The organism is Cupriavidus sp. L7L, from assembly GCF_004353535.1.
Taxonomy (GTDB): domain Bacteria; phylum Pseudomonadota; class Gammaproteobacteria; order Burkholderiales; family Burkholderiaceae; genus Cupriavidus; species Cupriavidus oxalaticus_A.
The window spans coordinates 769,797-784,600 of the sequence record NZ_SMNY01000009.1 but is presented as its reverse complement, the minus strand read 5'-3'; the positions used below and the strand labels follow the sequence as shown (position 1 = coordinate 784,600).

Here is a 14,804-nt window from a genome sequence, read left to right as displayed (position 1 = left end):
TTCAATCTCTGTCTTTTATATGAGGGGGGCGGCATCCTCGTGCGCATTTTGTGCGCACGGATCGCGCCGCCCGGGGGATACTGCTTGAACCTGTGCGATTGGCTGCGAGCGGCGCCGGATCAGACCTTCAGGATGCGCTCGCCGCGGCCGATGCCCGAGCCGCCGGTACGGACGGTCTCCAGGATGGCGGTACGGTCGATCGCGTCCAGGAACGCATCGAGCTTGACGCCGTTGCCGGTCAGCTCGATGGTGTAGGTCTTCTCGGTGACATCGATGATGCGGCCGCGGAAGATGTCGGCGGTGCGCTTCATTTCCTCGCGCTCCTTGCCCACCGCGCGCACCTTGACGAGCATCAGCTCGCGCTCGATGTGCGCGCCTTCGGTCAGGTCGACCACCTTGACCACCTCCACCAGGCGGTTCAGGTGCTTGGTGATCTGTTCGATGATGTCATCCGAACCGGTCGTGACGATCGTCATGCGCGACAGCGAGGAGTCCTCGGTCGGCGCCACGGTCAGCGTCTCGATGTTGTAGCCGCGGGCCGAGAACAGGCCCACCACGCGCGACAGCGCACCGGCTTCGTTCTCCAGCAGGACCGAAATGATGTGTCGCATTACAGGTCCTCCGCGCCGAGCAGCATTTCGGAAATGCCCTTGCCCGCCTGGACCATCGGCCAGACGTTTTCGGTGGGATCGGTCTGGAAGTCCAGGAACACGGTACGGTCCTTCAGGCGGAACGCCTCGCGCAGCGCCGGCTCGACGTCAGACGTCTTCTCGACGCGCATGCCGACATGCCCGTAGGCCTCGGCCAGCTTGACGAAATCGGGCAGCGCGTCCATGTAGGAATGCGAGTAGCGGTTGTCGTACTCGATCTCCTGCCACTGGCGCACCATGCCGAGGTAGCCGTTGTTGAGCGAGCAGATCTTCACCGGGGTGTCGTACTGCAGGCACGTCGACAGTTCCTGGATGCACATCTGGATCGAGCCTTCACCGGTGATGGTGACGACTTCCTTCTCCGGGAATGCCTTCTTGATGCCCATCGCGTACGGCAGGCCCACGCCCATCGTGCCCAGGCCGCCGGAGTTGATCCAGCGGCGCGGCTCGTCGAACTTGTAGAACTGCGCGGCCCACATCTGGTGCTGGCCGACGTCGGAGCAGATAAAGGCGTCGCCGTGGGTCAGTTCCCAGATCTTTTCCACCACGTACTGCGGCTTGATGATCTCGGAGCTGCGGTCGTACTTCAGGCAGTCCACCGAGCGCCATTGCTCGATCTGCTCCCACCACTTGGCCAGGGCCTCGCGCTTGGGCTTGACGTCGCTGGCCTTGAGTTGTGCGATCAGTTCCTGCAGCACGTCCTTGACGTTGCCGACGATGGGAATATCGACCTTGACGCGCTTCGAGATCGAAGACGGGTCGATATCGATATGGATGATCTTGCGCGCCTGCGAGGTGAAGTGCGACGGGTTGCCGATCACGCGGTCGTCGAAGCGGGCACCGATGGCGATCAGCACGTCGCAGTTCTGCATGGCCATGTTGGCTTCATACGTGCCGTGCATGCCGAGCATGCCGACGAACTGCTTGTGGGTGCCGGGGAACGCGCCCAGGCCCATCAGCGTGTTGGTCACCGGGTGGCCGGTCATCGCGGCCAGCTGGCGCAGTTCATCGCTGGCATTGGCCAGGACCACGCCGCCGCCGCTGTAGATGTACGGACGCTCGGCGTTCTGCAGCAGTGCCACCGCCTTGCGGATCTGGCCCGAGTGACCCTTGTTCACCGGGTTGTACGAGCGCATGTCGATCGACTTGGGGTACTCGTACTTGCAGGCATTGCGCGAGACATCCTTGGGGATGTCCACCACCACCGGGCCCGGACGGCCGGTGGAGGCAATGAAGAACGCCTTCTTGATGGTCGCGGCGAGGTCGCGCACGTCCTTCACCAGGAAGTTGTGCTTGACGATCGGGCGGGTGATGCCGACGGTGTCGCACTCCTGGAAGGCGTCCTGGCCAATGGCGTGGGTCGGCACGTTGCCGGTGATCACCACCATCGGGATCGAGTCGAGGTACGCGGTGGCAATGCCGGTGACGGCATTGGTCACGCCGGGACCGGAGGTCACCAGGGCGACGCCCACCTTGCCGGTTGCGCGTGCATAGCCGTCTGCGGCATGGACCGCGGCCTGCTCGTGGCGCACCAGGATGTGCTCGAACTTCTTTTGCTTGTGGAGCTCGTCGTAGATATACAGCACTGCGCCGCCGGGGTAGCCCCAGACGTACTCGACGCCTTCTTCGGCAAGTGCGTGAACGAGGATTTCCGCCCCGATCATTTCGGGTGCGGCAGATGAATTGCTGTCTGCGTGGGAGAATTCCGCGCTGGGCATGTTCATTTCAGTCCTTTGCAATTTTCGGCAAAAAATTGTTTGGATGCTCTCTGCCGAACTTGTGGCTCGGGTTCAAGCGGTGCGCGTCTGCATGGAAGACCGCCTCATAAGCGGCCGGATGAGACAACCACTGATGTCGTGTGAACCGTCGATGATACTGCAATGCACCAGCGCGGTCTATGGTTGTTTTGCGCCGGTTTATAGGGTTTTACGCAGGGGCAGATGCCGGTTTCCCGCTGCACAATGTCTCTCCCGCAATACAAAGTGGTACATGCGCAGGTTTTTTTGCTAGCATCGCAGCACCTTGCGCATGCTACGGGCCGTACGCAGCACATTCCACATTCGCAAGGCCGAGCAATCGACGCCGCACCAAGCTGCACACCAAGCCGCACTCTGCCTGAATGGCCACCGACCAGGAACTGACCGATTTTCTCGCCAGCGTCGAACGCCGCGCCTTCAAGCAGGCCGTGTTCGCGGTGCGCGACGACGAGGCGGCGCTGGATATCGTGCAGGACGCGATGATCAAGCTGGCCGAGAAATACGGCGACAAGGGCGCCGCCGAATTGCCGCCGCTGTTCCAGCGCATCCTGCAGAACACCATCCACGACTGGTTCCGCCGCCAGAAGGTGCGCAACACGTGGGTCACGTTGTTTTCCAGCCTGCGCGACGACCGCGACGGCGGCGACGATAGCGACCTGCTGGAAACGCTGGAGGCGCAGGCCGGCTCCGAATCGGCGGAAAGCAGCGCCGACAAGGTCGAGCGCGCGCAGGTGATGCACATCATCGAGCAGGAGATCCAGCGCCTGCCGGCGCGTCAACGCGAGGCATTCCTGATGCGTTACTGGGAAGATATGGACGTTGCCGAAACCGCAGCCGTCATGGGCTGCTCCGAGGGCAGCGTCAAGACGCACTGTTCCCGTGCCACGCATACTCTGGCGCAAGCCCTGCGCGCACGGGGGGTCCGACTATGAGCATAAACGAGAGAGATATCCGCGAACGCCGGTTCGCCCATGAGATTCGCACGGCACTCGATGCCAGTGCAGAGGCATTGCCGGCCGATATTGCCGAACGGCTCGCCGCCGCGCGCCGGATTGCGCTCGCGCGCAAGAAGGCCGAAGTGGCCGTGCCGGTGCCGCAATTCGCCATGCCTGGACCCCGTGTCCCGATGTTCGACGAGGACGACTCGCCGCTGCACCGCGCCGGTGCCTGGCTGCGCCGCCTGGGCCTGATCTGGACGCTGGTGGCGCTGGCCGCCGGCCTGATGGGCATCTACCACTGGCAGCAGCAGAAACGCGTCGAAGAACTGGCCGATGTCGATGCGGCCATGCTGCTCGACGACCTGCCGCCCACGGCATACGCCGACGAGGGCTTCCACGTCTTCCTGAAACACGGGCAATAGCATGGCGCCCGCACTGCCCCGCCCCGACGCCCTGCGCCGCCGGCTGGCCGCGCTGCTGCTGGCCGTATCCGGCGCCGCGGCCGGCTGGTCCCTGCTGCCAGCCGCCGCGCACGCGCAAGGCGCCTCCGGCGCCACGCCGGCACACGCGGCAGCCAGCGCGCGCCCGGCATGGTCCGAGCTGAGCCCGGTCAACCAGCGCATCCTGGCGCCGCTGCAGCCGCTGTGGGACACCCTGCCCGAACTGAACCGCCGCAAGTGGCTGCGCATTGCCGAGCGCTACCCGAAGTTCTCGCCGGAGGAACAGGCGCGGCTGCAGGCGCGCATGGCTGAATGGATCAGGATGACGCCCCAGCAACGGCGGCTGGCGCGCGAGAACTACCAGATCACCCGCGCGCTGCCGGCCGAGAAGAAGGCCGAGGCCTGGGACAAGTACCAGCAACTGCCGGAAGAGCAGAAGAAGAAGCTGGCCGCCGCGGAGCGCGTGCCGAGCCGGCCTGGTGCCGTCAGCGCGCTGCCGAGCACCAAGCGCCTGCCGGGCGGCACCAGCCACGCGGTCCGGCACGAGCCCAGGTCCGCCGGCGCGGGCGGCAAGCCTGCCAGCGAAGCCCAGGCCGCTTCTGCCGTGGCCGCATCGCCGGCAACGGCATCCGCGCCCGCAGCGCTGCCGGCCACTCCAGCCAGCGCCGCGACCGCCGCGGCCGCCAGCACCGCTACGGCTGTACCGGAAGCCGCTACCGAGGCCGCCGCGGCCTCCGAAGGCACGGCGCGGCAGTAGTCGGCCCGCCCGATGGGTGGCCGCCGTGCCCTTTGGCATAATGGCTGTCTTGCGCGTCCCGCGCGCGCTTGCGCCGCCCTTCTTCGCCTGACATGCCCGCTGCCACCACCCTCGACCCCAAGCCCGCCGCAGCTCCCGCGCCCGTGGCACCGCCGCTGCGCCGCCGCATTGCCTGCATGTTGTACGAAGGCGTATTGCTGTTCGGCGTGATGAGTGCTTCCACTGCCTGCTACCTGCTGCTGCGTCCGCTGCTGCGGCAGGTCGGCGCGGACGGTCCGCTGGCGATCCAGCTGTGGAGCTTCGTGGTGATGGGCCTGTATTTCACCTGGTTCTGGCAGCGCAACGGCCAGACCCTGGCCATGCAGACCTGGCGCATCCGCGTCGAGAACGCCGCCGGCGCGCCTCCGCGCTGGCCGCAGGCGGCGCTGCGCTACGTGCTGGCCTGGCTGTGGCTGCCGCCGTCGGCGGCGCTCGGGCACTGGCTGGGGCTGGTCAAGGGCCCGTTCGTCGGCGTGCTGTGCGCCGGCCTGCTGGTCTGGATCCTGCTGGCCTGGCTCGACCCGCGCCGGCAGTTCCTGCATGACCGCCTCGCCGGCACGCGGCTCGCGGACCTGCGCACGCCCAGGGCATGACGTTCGGCGCCGCCGGCATCCGCCGCCTGGCGGTGACCGCGCAGGCAGCCGCGGCGCTTGGCATCGGCGCCGCCCTGGTGCGGCTGGCTGGATGGTCCTGGCCGGGCGCGCTCGCCGCCGGCGTGGCGATGATCCTCGGCGGCTTCGCCGCCGGCATCGCCTTCGCCTTCGCCTTTACCGGGCGCGGCCTGTGGGTGGCGTCAGGCCACCGCCCGCCCGCGCCGCCGCAAGAACTCGCCGCTACACGCCGCCCGTTGCGCGTGCCTGAAGCACTGCGCTGCTACCTGAACGAGATCCGCTCCGTGCTGCGCATGTTCGACTGGCTGCAGCCGTTCCGCGCCCGCGCGCCCTTTGCCCCGCCCGCCGACGCCCTGCCCGGCCGCGACGCACCGCCGGTGCTGCTGGTCCACGGCTACGCCTGCGGGCAGGCGATCTGGCTCGACATGCAGCCCGCGCTGGCGGCCGCGGGCTACCGCTGCGAAGGGATCGACCTGCTGCCGGTCTTCGGCGATATCGACGACTACGCGCACGCGCTGCTCGGCGCGATGCGGCGCGTGACCGCAGATTACGGCCGTGCGCCATTGCTGGTGTGCCACAGCATGGGCGGGCTGGTGGCGCGCGCGGCGCTGCGGCTGGCTGGCGACGAGGACCTCTGCGCCGGCATCGTGACCCTCGGCACCCCGCACCATGGCAGCGCGCTGGCGCGCTTTGGCGGGGGTCATAACGCCAGGCAGATGCGCTGCGGCAGCCTGTGGCTTTCCGCGCTTGCCAGCGCGGAAAGCCCGCGCCTGCGCGCCCGCATGGTGTCGGTGTTCAGCTGGCACGATTCAATCGCCGGGCCACCCTGCACCGGCTGGCTCGAGGGTGCCGGGCATATCGCGCTGTCAGGCATCGGCCATGTGTCGCTGCTGCGGCATCCGGCGGCGATCCGGGCGGTGCTGGATGCGCTGCGGGAACTGTCGGCACGCGGACGCTAGCCGACATCGGAAGCATCGCGGCTGTCCTGCTTGCGCCACGGTTTCCCACGCTTCACAAGTCAGTCATGTTTCCGTCACGGCGCCGTCATCGCGCGCTGGCTGAATGCAGCCATCGCCGCTACCGGGACTGCCATGGTGCAAGCACTCCGATCCGCCCGCGGATACCTGTCGAAGGCCGCGCAACTGAAGCAACGGCTGCGCCGCAGTTCCGGCGGCAGCTGGGATACCGCGGCACCGCTGAGCGCGTTCCTGCCTCCGGGCCTTGACGCCGCCGCCCTCGCGCCGCTGCGCGAGCAGCCGGACACCTATCCGGCCGAGGCGCACAAGATCCACCGCTACCGCGCCATCTGGCTGTCCGACATCCACCTGGGCACGCCCGGCTGCCAGGCCAACTACCTGCTCGACTTCCTCAAGCACAACGAATCCGACCAGCTCTACCTGGTCGGCGACATCATCGACGGCTGGCAGCTGCGCCGCGGCTGGTACTGGCCGCAGAGCCACAACGACGTGGTGCAGAAGCTGCTGCGCAAGGCGCGCAAGGGCACCGAGGTGATCTACGTGCCCGGCAACCACGACGAAGCCGCGCGCCAGTTCGACGGCATGGCATTCGGCGACATCACCGTGCGCGAAGAGGCGGTCCACGTCACCGCCACCGGGCGCCGGCTGTGGGTGGTGCACGGCGACCTGTTCGACGGCGTGGTACAGCACGCGCGCTGGCTGGCCTACCTGGGCGACTCGCTGTACACGATGATCCTGGCGCTGAACCGGCACTTCAACCGGCTGCGCGCGCGGCTGGGCTTCCCGTACTGGTCGCTGTCGCAGTTCCTGAAGCACCAGGTCAAGAACGCGGTCAACTACATCAGCGCCTTCGAGACCGCGATGGTCGACGAAGCGCGCCGGCGCGGCTGCGATGGCGTGGTCTGCGGCCACATCCACAAGGCCGAGATCCGCGAGGTCAACGGCCAGCTCTACTGCAACGACGGCGACTGGGTGGAAAGCCTGTCGGCATTGGTCGAGACCATGGAGGGCGAGCTGAAGATCGTCTACTGGACCACGCTGATGGATCCGCCCGAACCGGCCGCCCGCCGCCGGCGCCGTGCCGCGGTGGCAGGCTGATGCCGGCCCCGCATTCCTCCCGCGCCCCTGATTCCGCATTGCCCTTCCAACGCCCCCTAGGAGGCTGCATGAAGATCCTGATCGTCACCGATGCCTGGGAACCGCAGGTCAACGGCGTAGTGCGCACGCTCAAGTCCACGCGCCGCGAGCTGGAGGCACTGGGCCACACGGTCGACATGATCACGCCGCTGGAATTCCGCACGGTGCCGTGCCCGACCTACCCCGAGATCCGGCTGTCGCTGTTGCCGTCGGCGCGGGTGCAGCGGCGCATCGAAGCATTCGCCCCCGATGCCCTGCATATCGCCACCGAAGGGCCGCTCGGCCTGGCCGCGCGGCGCCACGCGCTGCGCCGGCACCTGCCCTTCACCACGGCCTACCACACGCGCTTCCCGGAGTACGTGCAGGCGCGCTTCGGCGTTCCGCTGGCCTGGACCTACCGCTTCCTGCGCTGGTTCCATGGCCCGGCGCAGGCGGTGATGGCGCCGACGCCGGTGGTGCTCGACGACCTGCACCAGCACGGCATCGACCACGGCGTGCTGTGGACGCGCGGCGTCGACCTCGACATCTTCACGCCGCAGCCCGCCAACGTGCTCAACACGGCGCACCCGATCTTCCTGTACGTGGGCCGCGTCGCGGTGGAGAAGAACGTCGAGGCCTTCCTGGCACTGGACCTGCCCGGCTCCAAGTGGGTGGTCGGCGACGGCCCCGCGCTGTCCGCGCTGCGCGCGCGCTATCCGGGCGCCAATTACCTGGGCGTGCTGAGCCAGCCGGAACTGGCCCGGGTGTATGCTTCGGCTGATGTCTTCGTGTTCCCCAGCCGCACCGACACCTTCGGGCTGGTGCTGCTGGAGGCGCTGGCCAGCGGCCTGCCGGTGGCGGCGTACCCGGTCACCGGCCCGATCGACGTGCTGGGCGACAGCCCCGCGGGCGTGATGCACGAAGACCTGCGCGAAGCCTGCCTGGAAGCGCTGCGCATCGACCGCGCCACGGCCCGAGCCCATGCCGAGCGGTTTTCATGGCGCGCCGCCTCCGAGCAGTTCCTGGCCCACTTGCGGCCGTTCGCTGCCGGAAAGCCCGGCGGCGCGGCGGCCCAACCCGCATCGCAAAGCCATGCCGAAACCCCATCCGGAGCTGCCGTCCGACCCGCCCCTGCGGAGGCCGCCGGCAGCCCAGACCGCTGACTACACGATCGAGCAGAACCCCCACAAGGGCAACCGCGGCCTGGCACGCGCCTGGCACGCCGCCATCAACTCGCTGTCCGGCCTGCGCTACGCGGTGCTGGAGGAAAGCGCGTTCCGCCAGGAGCTGACGCTGGTGGCGATCCTGGCGCCATGCGCCTTCCTGCTGCCCGTGGGGGTGGTCGAACGCATCCTGCTGCTCGGCACGCTGCTGGTGGTGCTGATCGTGGAACTGCTCAACTCCAGCGTCGAGGCGGCCATCGACCGGATCTCGCTGGAACGCCACAGCCTGTCCAAGCGCGCCAAGGATTTCGGCAGCGCCGCGGTGCTGCTGGCGCTGGTGCTGTGCGCCGGCACCTGGCTGGCCATTGCCGGGCCCCACGTGGTGCAATGGGTGCGGGCGCTGGCGGGCTGAATCCGGGGCAAGGCGCCAGACGGGAGGTGGCCCGGGCCGATTGCTTATAATCGCAACCCTGCCACGATTCACCGATCGACCGATCGACCGACCGCCCGGACGCCCATGGAACCGAAACCGCAAACCGGCCCCCGCCGCACCAGGGACCGCATCCTCGACGTCTCGCTGCGCCTGTTCAACGAAGTCGGCGAACCGAACGTCACCACCACGACGATCGCGGAAGCGATGGAGATCAGCCCCGGCAATCTCTACTACCACTTCCGCAACAAGGACGACATCATCAATTCCATCTTCGTGCGCTTCGAGCAGGAGATGGAGCGCCGCCTGAAGATGCCGGACGACCACAAGGCGACCCTGGACGAAAGCTGGGGCTACCTGCAGTACATGTCCGAGTTCCTGTGGAACTACCGCTTCCTGTATCGCGACATCAACGACCTCCTGGCGCGCAACCGGATGCTGGAGACCAACTTCAAGCGCATCGTCGAGCAGAAGCAGCGCTTCGCGCACGAGATCTGCCGGCAGTTCCTGGAAGACGGCGAGATGGAAGCCACGCCCGAGCAGGTCGAGGCGATCTGCACCAACATGGTGGTGATTGCCACCTACTGGCTGTCGTTCCAGTTCGTGCAGCATCCGCGCCAGTACAACGATGCCGAGCAGATCCGCGGCTACCTGCACGGCTCGAGCTACCACATCTTCTCGATCCTCGCGCCCTACCTGCGCGGCCGCGCGCGCGAGGCCTTCGACCAGCTGGCCCGCGACTACGCGGCGTCCAAGGCAGCCGCCGAGGCGGCAAAGGAAAAGAAGTGAAATCCGTCTGCGTCTATTGCGGCTCCAGCCCTGGCAACCGCCCCGAATATGCCGAGGGCGCGCGCCTGCTCGGCCGCACGCTGGCCGAGCGCGGCCTGGCGCTGGTCTACGGCGGCGGCAAGGTCGGCCTGATGGGCACCGTGGCCGACGCGGTGCTGGAACACGGCGGCACCGTCATCGGCATCATCCCGGAAGCGCTGATGCAGAAGGAAGTGGGCCACCGCGGCCTGACCGAGCTGCACGTGGTGCGCAACATGCACGAGCGCAAGCAGATGATGGCCGACCGTGCCGATGCCTTCATCGCCATGCCCGGCGGCGTGGGCACCTTCGAAGAGCTGTTCGAGACCTTCACCTGGCTGCAGCTGGGCTACCACGACAAGCCGGTGGGGCTGCTTAACGTCGGTGGTTTCTACGACGGCATGCTGGGTTTCCTCGGCCATGCCGTGCAGGAAGGATTCCTGAAGCAGGTGCATGCCGACCTGCTGCATGTGGCGGACCTTCCCGGCACGCTGCTGGACCAGCTGGCCGCCGCGCCGCGCGTGCGCGTGGACAAGTGGCAGCAGGCCCGCGACAAGACCTGACGCCCGGCGCGGCTCCTGCCGCGCCTAGAACGACGAGCCCGGCCGCTGCAGGAACGCCAGTTCCTCCGCCGTGCCCGGCCTGCCCAGCACCGCGTTGCGGTGCGGGAAGCGGCCAAAGCGCACGATGATCTCGCGGTGCTTGTCGGCCCACTCCACCACGTCCACCTTACCGCCACTGGACTCGCGCAGCTGCGTCATCAGCCGCACCGCCTCGTCCTGGTCTTCCAGCGCTTCCGAATGCTCGAACGGCATGTAGCAGAACATGCGGTGGTAGTCCGTCGGCAGCTCGCGGTCCATGCCGGTCGCGACGATGCGCCTGGCCAGCGCCAGCGCCTGCGCATCGGTGCCGAAGCTGCGCGGATCGTTGCGGAACATGTTGCGCGGGAACTGGTCCAGCAGCACCACGCGGGCACAGGCGCCTTCGGGGGTGACCGACCAGTCGTCCGGCGCGCCCTCGCTGGCGACCTGCCAGTCAGACAGGAAGTGCGTGCGGATGCGGTCGTCGAAATCATCCGACTTGGTGAACCATGCGCGGCGCTCGGTATTCCAGGCCGCCGAACCAGGCTGGTCGAACCAGAAATCGAGCACGCGGCAGGCACCTTCGGGCAGTTGCACGGACATGGGTGGAGATTTTTTCTCAGTGAGCAGGGGAAGGAAGGCGCCTCAGCGCGCCACGTTGCGCATCCAGTCGGCGGTCTGGAAGAACGCCTGCATCAGGCGCAGCTGCAGGTCCTCGGACAGGCCGATGTCCTGCATCGCCAGTGCCATGCAGCGCATCCACTGGTCGCGCTCGCTGATACCGATCTCGAACGGCATGTGGCGCGCGCGCAGGCGCGGATGGCCGAAGCGCTCGATAAAGTGGTTGGGGCCGCCCAGCCAGCCGCACAGGAACCAGAACAGCTTGTCGCGCGAGCCGTCTAGCGACGGCGGATGGATCGCGCGCAACCCGGCAAACTGGGTTTCCAGGTCCATCAGGTCATAGAAGCGGTCGACCAGCTCGCGCACGCGCGCCTCGCCGCCGACCAGCTCGAAAGCCGTGACCTCGGGGGCGCCGTCGGCATTGCCGGATTGTTGATTGGATTCAGTACTCATCACAAACTCGAGGCGCGGCGCCGTTCAGGCGTCACGCAAGGTCGCCAGCGCCGGCTGGCGCAGCACTTCGCGCAGGCCCAGCCAGCCGCCGGCAAAAGCGCACAGCATGCCAGAAACCACGCCGACCGGCACGATCCACCCATTGAAGCGGTAGGGGAAGTCGAAAACGAACTGCGACAGCCCCCACCCCACCGCGATCGCTCCCAGGCTGGCCAGGAATCCTGCCAGGCCGCCCACCACGAGGAATTCCGCGTATTGGGTCTGCCGCACCAGCGCCGCCGACGCCCCCAGCGCCTTGAGCAGGCCGGCGTCGCGCATGCGCTCGTCGCGCGCGCCGGACAGCGCCGCGTACAGCACCGTGACCCCGGCGGCCAGCGTGAAGATAAACAGGAACTCCACCGCCGCGATCACCTGGTCCAGGATGTCCTGGATCTGGCGCAGGATCATGTCGGTGTTGACCACCGTGATGTTCGGGAAGGCCGCGATCAGCCGGTTGCCCAGCGCCGCGCTGGCAGCGGGCAGGTGGAACGAGGTGATGTAGGTCTCGGGCATGCCCTGCATCGCCGACGGCGGCAGGATCACGAAGAAATTGACCCGCATCGAGCCCCAGTCGAGCTTGCGCAGCGAGGTCACGCGCGCCTGCACCGCCTGGCCGGCCACGTCGAAACGCAGCGTGTCGCCGAGGTGGATCCCGAGCGTCTTGGCGATGCCCTCCTCCACCGAGGCACCCGCGTCGGTGCCGGCGCTGCCGTCGGACCACCGCCCGGCGATCACGCGGTTGCCCTCCGGCAGCACATCGGTATAGGACAGGTTGAATTCGCGCTCGACCAGGTTGCGCGCGCGGCCTTCCTCGAAGCTGCCGGCCTGGATTGCACGCTCGCCGATATGGGTCAGGCGCCCGCGCACCATCGGATAAAGCAGGTCGTTGATGCCGGCGCCGGCCAGCATCTTGCGCAGCGGTTCGCGCTGGTCGGGCTGGATATTGATGATGAAGCGGTTGGGCGCGTCGGCCGGCGTGGCGCTGCGCCACGAATCGACCAGGTCGTTGCGGGTCATGCCGAGCAGCAGCAGCGCCATCAGCCCCACTGCCAGCGCCACGGTCTGCAGCACGGTGACGCCGCGGCGGCGCTCCAGCACCGCCAGCGCAAAACGCCAGCCCATCGACGCGGCGCCACGCAGGCGCCCGCGCAGCAGGCGCGACAGCAGCGTGAGCAGCCCCAGCGCCAGCAAGCCGAACACCACGCCGGCGCCGACGAAGCCGCCCGCGGTGGTCAGCCCGAGCCGCAGGTCGCGCGCCGCCACCAGCAGCAGCGCGACGAAGGCACCCAGGCCGAGCGCGTACGCGACCCACGCGGATACCGGAGGCAGCCCGATATCGCGGCGCAGCACCCGCAGCGGCGCCACGCGCGTCAGCGCCAGCAGCGGCGGCAGCGCAAACCCCGCCAGCAGGACCAGTCCCGCCAGCACACCCACCAGCGCCGGCAACGCCGACGGCTGCGGCAGCGACACCTTGAGCAGCCCGCCCAGCGACAGCAGCAGCCCGTAGTGCGCCAGGTAGCCGATCAGCACGCCGGCCAGCGCGCCGCCCGCGCCGATCAGCAGGAATTCCAGCCCGAACGCGCGCAGGATCTGTCCGCGCGACAGCCCCAGGCACTTGTAGACCGCGCAGGCATCGGTATGGCGCTGCATGTAGCGGCGCGCCGACATGGCGATTGCCACCGCCGCGATCATCGACGACAGCACCGCCACCAGCGACAGGAAGCGCTCGGCCCGGTCGAGCGTGGCGCGCATCTGCGGCTGGCCGGATTCGAGCGACTCGATGCGGGTGTTGCGCAGCTTGCGGCGGCCGATCTCCGCCTGCGCCCATTTCTGGTAAGCGGCACCGGCGGCGTCGGGGCCGGCCACCAGCAGCCGGTAGGTCACGCGGCTGCCCCAGCCGATCAGGCCGGTGCCTTCCAGGTCCGACAACGGCATCAGCACGCGCGGCGCGAAGTTCATGAAGCCCGTGCCGCGGTCCATCTCCTGCGTGACGATGCGGTCGATGCGGAAGGTGCGGCTGCCAAGCTGAAGCGCGTCGCCCACGTTCAGTCCGAGCGCGCCCAGCAGCGCTTCGTCGACCCATACCGTGCCCGGCGCGGGAATGCCTTCGGCGGGCGCGTCCGGCGTGCCCGGCGCGTTGGCCACCCTGAGCCTGCCGCGCAGCGGATAGCCGTCGGTCACCGCCTTGAGCGCGGCCAGCTGGCTGGGCGCGTCGGCACCGGCGGCGCGCGCCTTGCCGCTGGCCGTGGCCATGCTCGGGAAGGTCACCGTCTGCGCCACCGCCAGCCCCTGCTGCCCGGCACGCTGCGCGAAGGCGGCGTCGAAAGGCTGGTCCGAGACCAGCAGCACGTCAGACGCGATCATTTGCCGCGCATCGCGCTCCAGCCCCAGCCGCATGCGGTCGGCCATGAAGCCGACGCTGGACAGCGCCGCCACCGCCAGCACGAGCGCGAACAGCAGCAGGTAGAGCTCGCCGGCGAGCCAGTCGCGGCGTGCCATGCGCAGCGCCTGGCGCCAGGCGGAAAACCTGCCCGCTTGCGCGGTGCCCGCCCCGTCGGCGGGACTGGCATTGGTGGTCGGGGCGTCGATGGCGGACTCGGGGAGCATCGGTTGTTTGGTGAATTCTTCGGTGAATTGTTCGGTGATGGCTTGGCGCCGGTGCGCCGCGGGTCAGTCGGAAAGCCAGGAAACAGGGATACGGTCCGGCGTGAACGGCAACGGAACGGCAAGCGCTACGGAGGTCCCGGCCGCCCCGGCCGCGCGCTGCCGCCGCGCAGCGTGGCATGCAGCCGGCGCACGCCGCGCCACAGCCTGGGCAGCAGCCAGATGGCGGCCACCAGGAACAGCACCAGCACCACCAGGAACACTACCGGCAGGAAGAACGCCAGCATCAGGCTGCCGGTCGCGGTCAGGTCCTCGGTGAATGAGGCCGCCCAGTTGGAAAACGGTTCCGGCGAAACGTTGATCAGCGCGCGCGTGCCGGCCTTGGCCGCATGCGCGGTGCCGGCCAGCGTGCCGCCGATCAGGCCGGCAGCCACCACCCACTGCGGGTCGAGCTGGCCGAACGCGGCGGCCGCCAGGATCGCGCCGGCCGGAATGCGCACGAAGGTATGGATGCCGTCCCAGACCGAGTCGAAGCCCGGCACCTTGTCGGCGATGAACTCGGCCACGGCCAGCACCGCGGCCACGCCGATCACCCACCAGGATTCCAGCGGCTGCAGCCCGGGGGGCAGTTCCAGCCAGCCCAGGCGTGCCAGAACGCCGGCGGCGAACACGGCGAGATAGAGGCGAAAACCGCTGGCCCAGGACATGCCCGCGGCCAGCGCGGCGGTTTCCAGCATGTTGCTCCTTGCAAGGCCGGGCGTGCGCGGGGCACGCCCTGGCAAGGAGTGTAATACGAGCGGAGCGGGCGGGCAGCGCGCCCG

At 68.4% G+C, this 14,804-nt stretch carries 16 protein-coding genes; 10 read left to right on the top strand and 6 right to left on the bottom strand.

What is annotated here, in order from left to right; translation table 11 throughout:
- Nucleotides 1-119: 119 nt before the first annotated feature.
- Together ilvN and E1J61_RS11510 are read right to left on the bottom strand one after the other, a co-directional pair.
- Nucleotides 120-611, bottom strand: coding sequence for an acetolactate synthase small subunit (ilvN, locus tag E1J61_RS11515; protein WP_116308864.1), 492 nt, complete (start codon nt 609-611; stop codon nt 120-122).
- On the bottom strand, nt 611-2,374 hold the full coding sequence (locus tag E1J61_RS11510) for an acetolactate synthase 3 catalytic subunit (protein ID WP_133094152.1): 1,764 nt from the start codon (nt 2,372-2,374) through the stop codon (nt 611-613). The genes ilvN and E1J61_RS11510 overlap by 1 nt, the downstream gene beginning before the upstream one ends.
- 395 nt (nt 2,375-2,769) lie before the next feature.
- Between E1J61_RS11510 and E1J61_RS11505 the strand changes: the two genes are divergently transcribed.
- The 10 genes from E1J61_RS11505 to E1J61_RS11460 all read left to right on the top strand — a co-directional run bounded on the left by E1J61_RS11505 (nt 2,770) and on the right by E1J61_RS11460 (nt 10,248).
- Nucleotides 2,770-3,339 carry an RNA polymerase sigma factor gene (locus E1J61_RS11505; RefSeq protein ID WP_133094151.1) on the top strand — a complete coding sequence of 190 codons (570 nt, stop codon included), beginning with the start codon at nt 2,770-2,772 and terminating at the stop codon, nt 3,337-3,339.
- A complete protein-coding gene (locus tag E1J61_RS11500) occupies nt 3,336-3,767 on the top strand; it encodes a DUF3619 family protein (RefSeq protein ID WP_133094150.1) in 432 nt (143 codons plus the stop codon). The genes E1J61_RS11505 and E1J61_RS11500 overlap by 4 nt, the downstream gene beginning before the upstream one ends.
- Nucleotide 3,768: 1 nt before the next feature.
- Nucleotides 3,769-4,542, top strand: a complete 774-nt coding sequence (locus E1J61_RS11495; protein WP_133094149.1) for a DUF3106 domain-containing protein — start codon at nt 3,769-3,771, stop codon at nt 4,540-4,542.
- Nucleotides 4,543-4,634: 92 nt separating this feature from the next.
- On the top strand, nt 4,635-5,174 hold the full coding sequence (locus E1J61_RS11490; RefSeq protein ID WP_133094148.1) for an RDD family protein: 540 nt from the start codon (nt 4,635-4,637) through the stop codon (nt 5,172-5,174).
- Nucleotides 5,171-6,151 carry an alpha/beta fold hydrolase gene (locus E1J61_RS11485; protein WP_133094147.1) on the top strand — a complete coding sequence of 327 codons (981 nt, stop codon included), beginning with the start codon at nt 5,171-5,173 and terminating at the stop codon, nt 6,149-6,151. The genes E1J61_RS11490 and E1J61_RS11485 overlap by 4 nt, the downstream gene beginning before the upstream one ends.
- A gap of 132 nt (nt 6,152-6,283) precedes the next feature.
- Entirely contained in the window at nt 6,284-7,267 is a 984-nt protein-coding gene (locus E1J61_RS11480; RefSeq protein ID WP_133094146.1) for a UDP-2,3-diacylglucosamine diphosphatase, read from the top strand.
- A gap of 68 nt (nt 7,268-7,335) precedes the next feature.
- A complete protein-coding gene (locus E1J61_RS11475; protein ID WP_133094145.1) occupies nt 7,336-8,448 on the top strand; it encodes a glycosyltransferase family 1 protein in 1,113 nt (370 codons plus the stop codon).
- Nucleotides 8,378-8,860, top strand: a complete 483-nt coding sequence (locus tag E1J61_RS11470) for a diacylglycerol kinase (RefSeq protein ID WP_133094144.1) — start codon at nt 8,378-8,380, stop codon at nt 8,858-8,860. The genes E1J61_RS11475 and E1J61_RS11470 overlap by 71 nt, the downstream gene beginning before the upstream one ends.
- 105 nt (nt 8,861-8,965) lie before the next feature.
- On the top strand, nt 8,966-9,667 hold the full coding sequence (locus E1J61_RS11465) for a TetR/AcrR family transcriptional regulator (protein ID WP_133094143.1): 702 nt from the start codon (nt 8,966-8,968) through the stop codon (nt 9,665-9,667).
- Nucleotides 9,664-10,248 carry a TIGR00730 family Rossman fold protein gene (locus tag E1J61_RS11460; RefSeq protein ID WP_133094142.1) on the top strand — a complete coding sequence of 195 codons (585 nt, stop codon included), beginning with the start codon at nt 9,664-9,666 and terminating at the stop codon, nt 10,246-10,248. Before E1J61_RS11465 ends, E1J61_RS11460 begins: the two co-directional genes overlap by 4 nt.
- 24 nt (nt 10,249-10,272) lie before the next feature.
- Here E1J61_RS11460 and E1J61_RS11455 read toward each other — a convergent pair whose 3' ends face one another.
- From E1J61_RS11455 to E1J61_RS11440, 4 genes are all read right to left on the bottom strand, one after another.
- Complete coding sequence (locus E1J61_RS11455; protein WP_133094141.1) at nt 10,273-10,869, bottom strand: DUF924 family protein; 597 nt, start codon at nt 10,867-10,869, stop codon at nt 10,273-10,275.
- Between the two features lie 42 nt (nt 10,870-10,911).
- Complete coding sequence (locus tag E1J61_RS11450; RefSeq protein ID WP_133094140.1) at nt 10,912-11,340, bottom strand: group II truncated hemoglobin; 429 nt, start codon at nt 11,338-11,340, stop codon at nt 10,912-10,914.
- 24 nt (nt 11,341-11,364) lie between these two features.
- Nucleotides 11,365-13,986, bottom strand: a complete 2,622-nt coding sequence (locus E1J61_RS11445) for an ABC transporter permease (protein WP_133094139.1) — start codon at nt 13,984-13,986, stop codon at nt 11,365-11,367.
- A gap of 125 nt (nt 13,987-14,111) precedes the next feature.
- Nucleotides 14,112-14,720: a DUF4126 domain-containing protein gene (locus E1J61_RS11440; RefSeq protein ID WP_133094138.1), complete on the bottom strand. Its 609-nt coding sequence runs from the start codon at nt 14,718-14,720 to the stop codon at nt 14,112-14,114.
- Between the last annotated feature and the right edge of the window lie 84 nt (nt 14,721-14,804).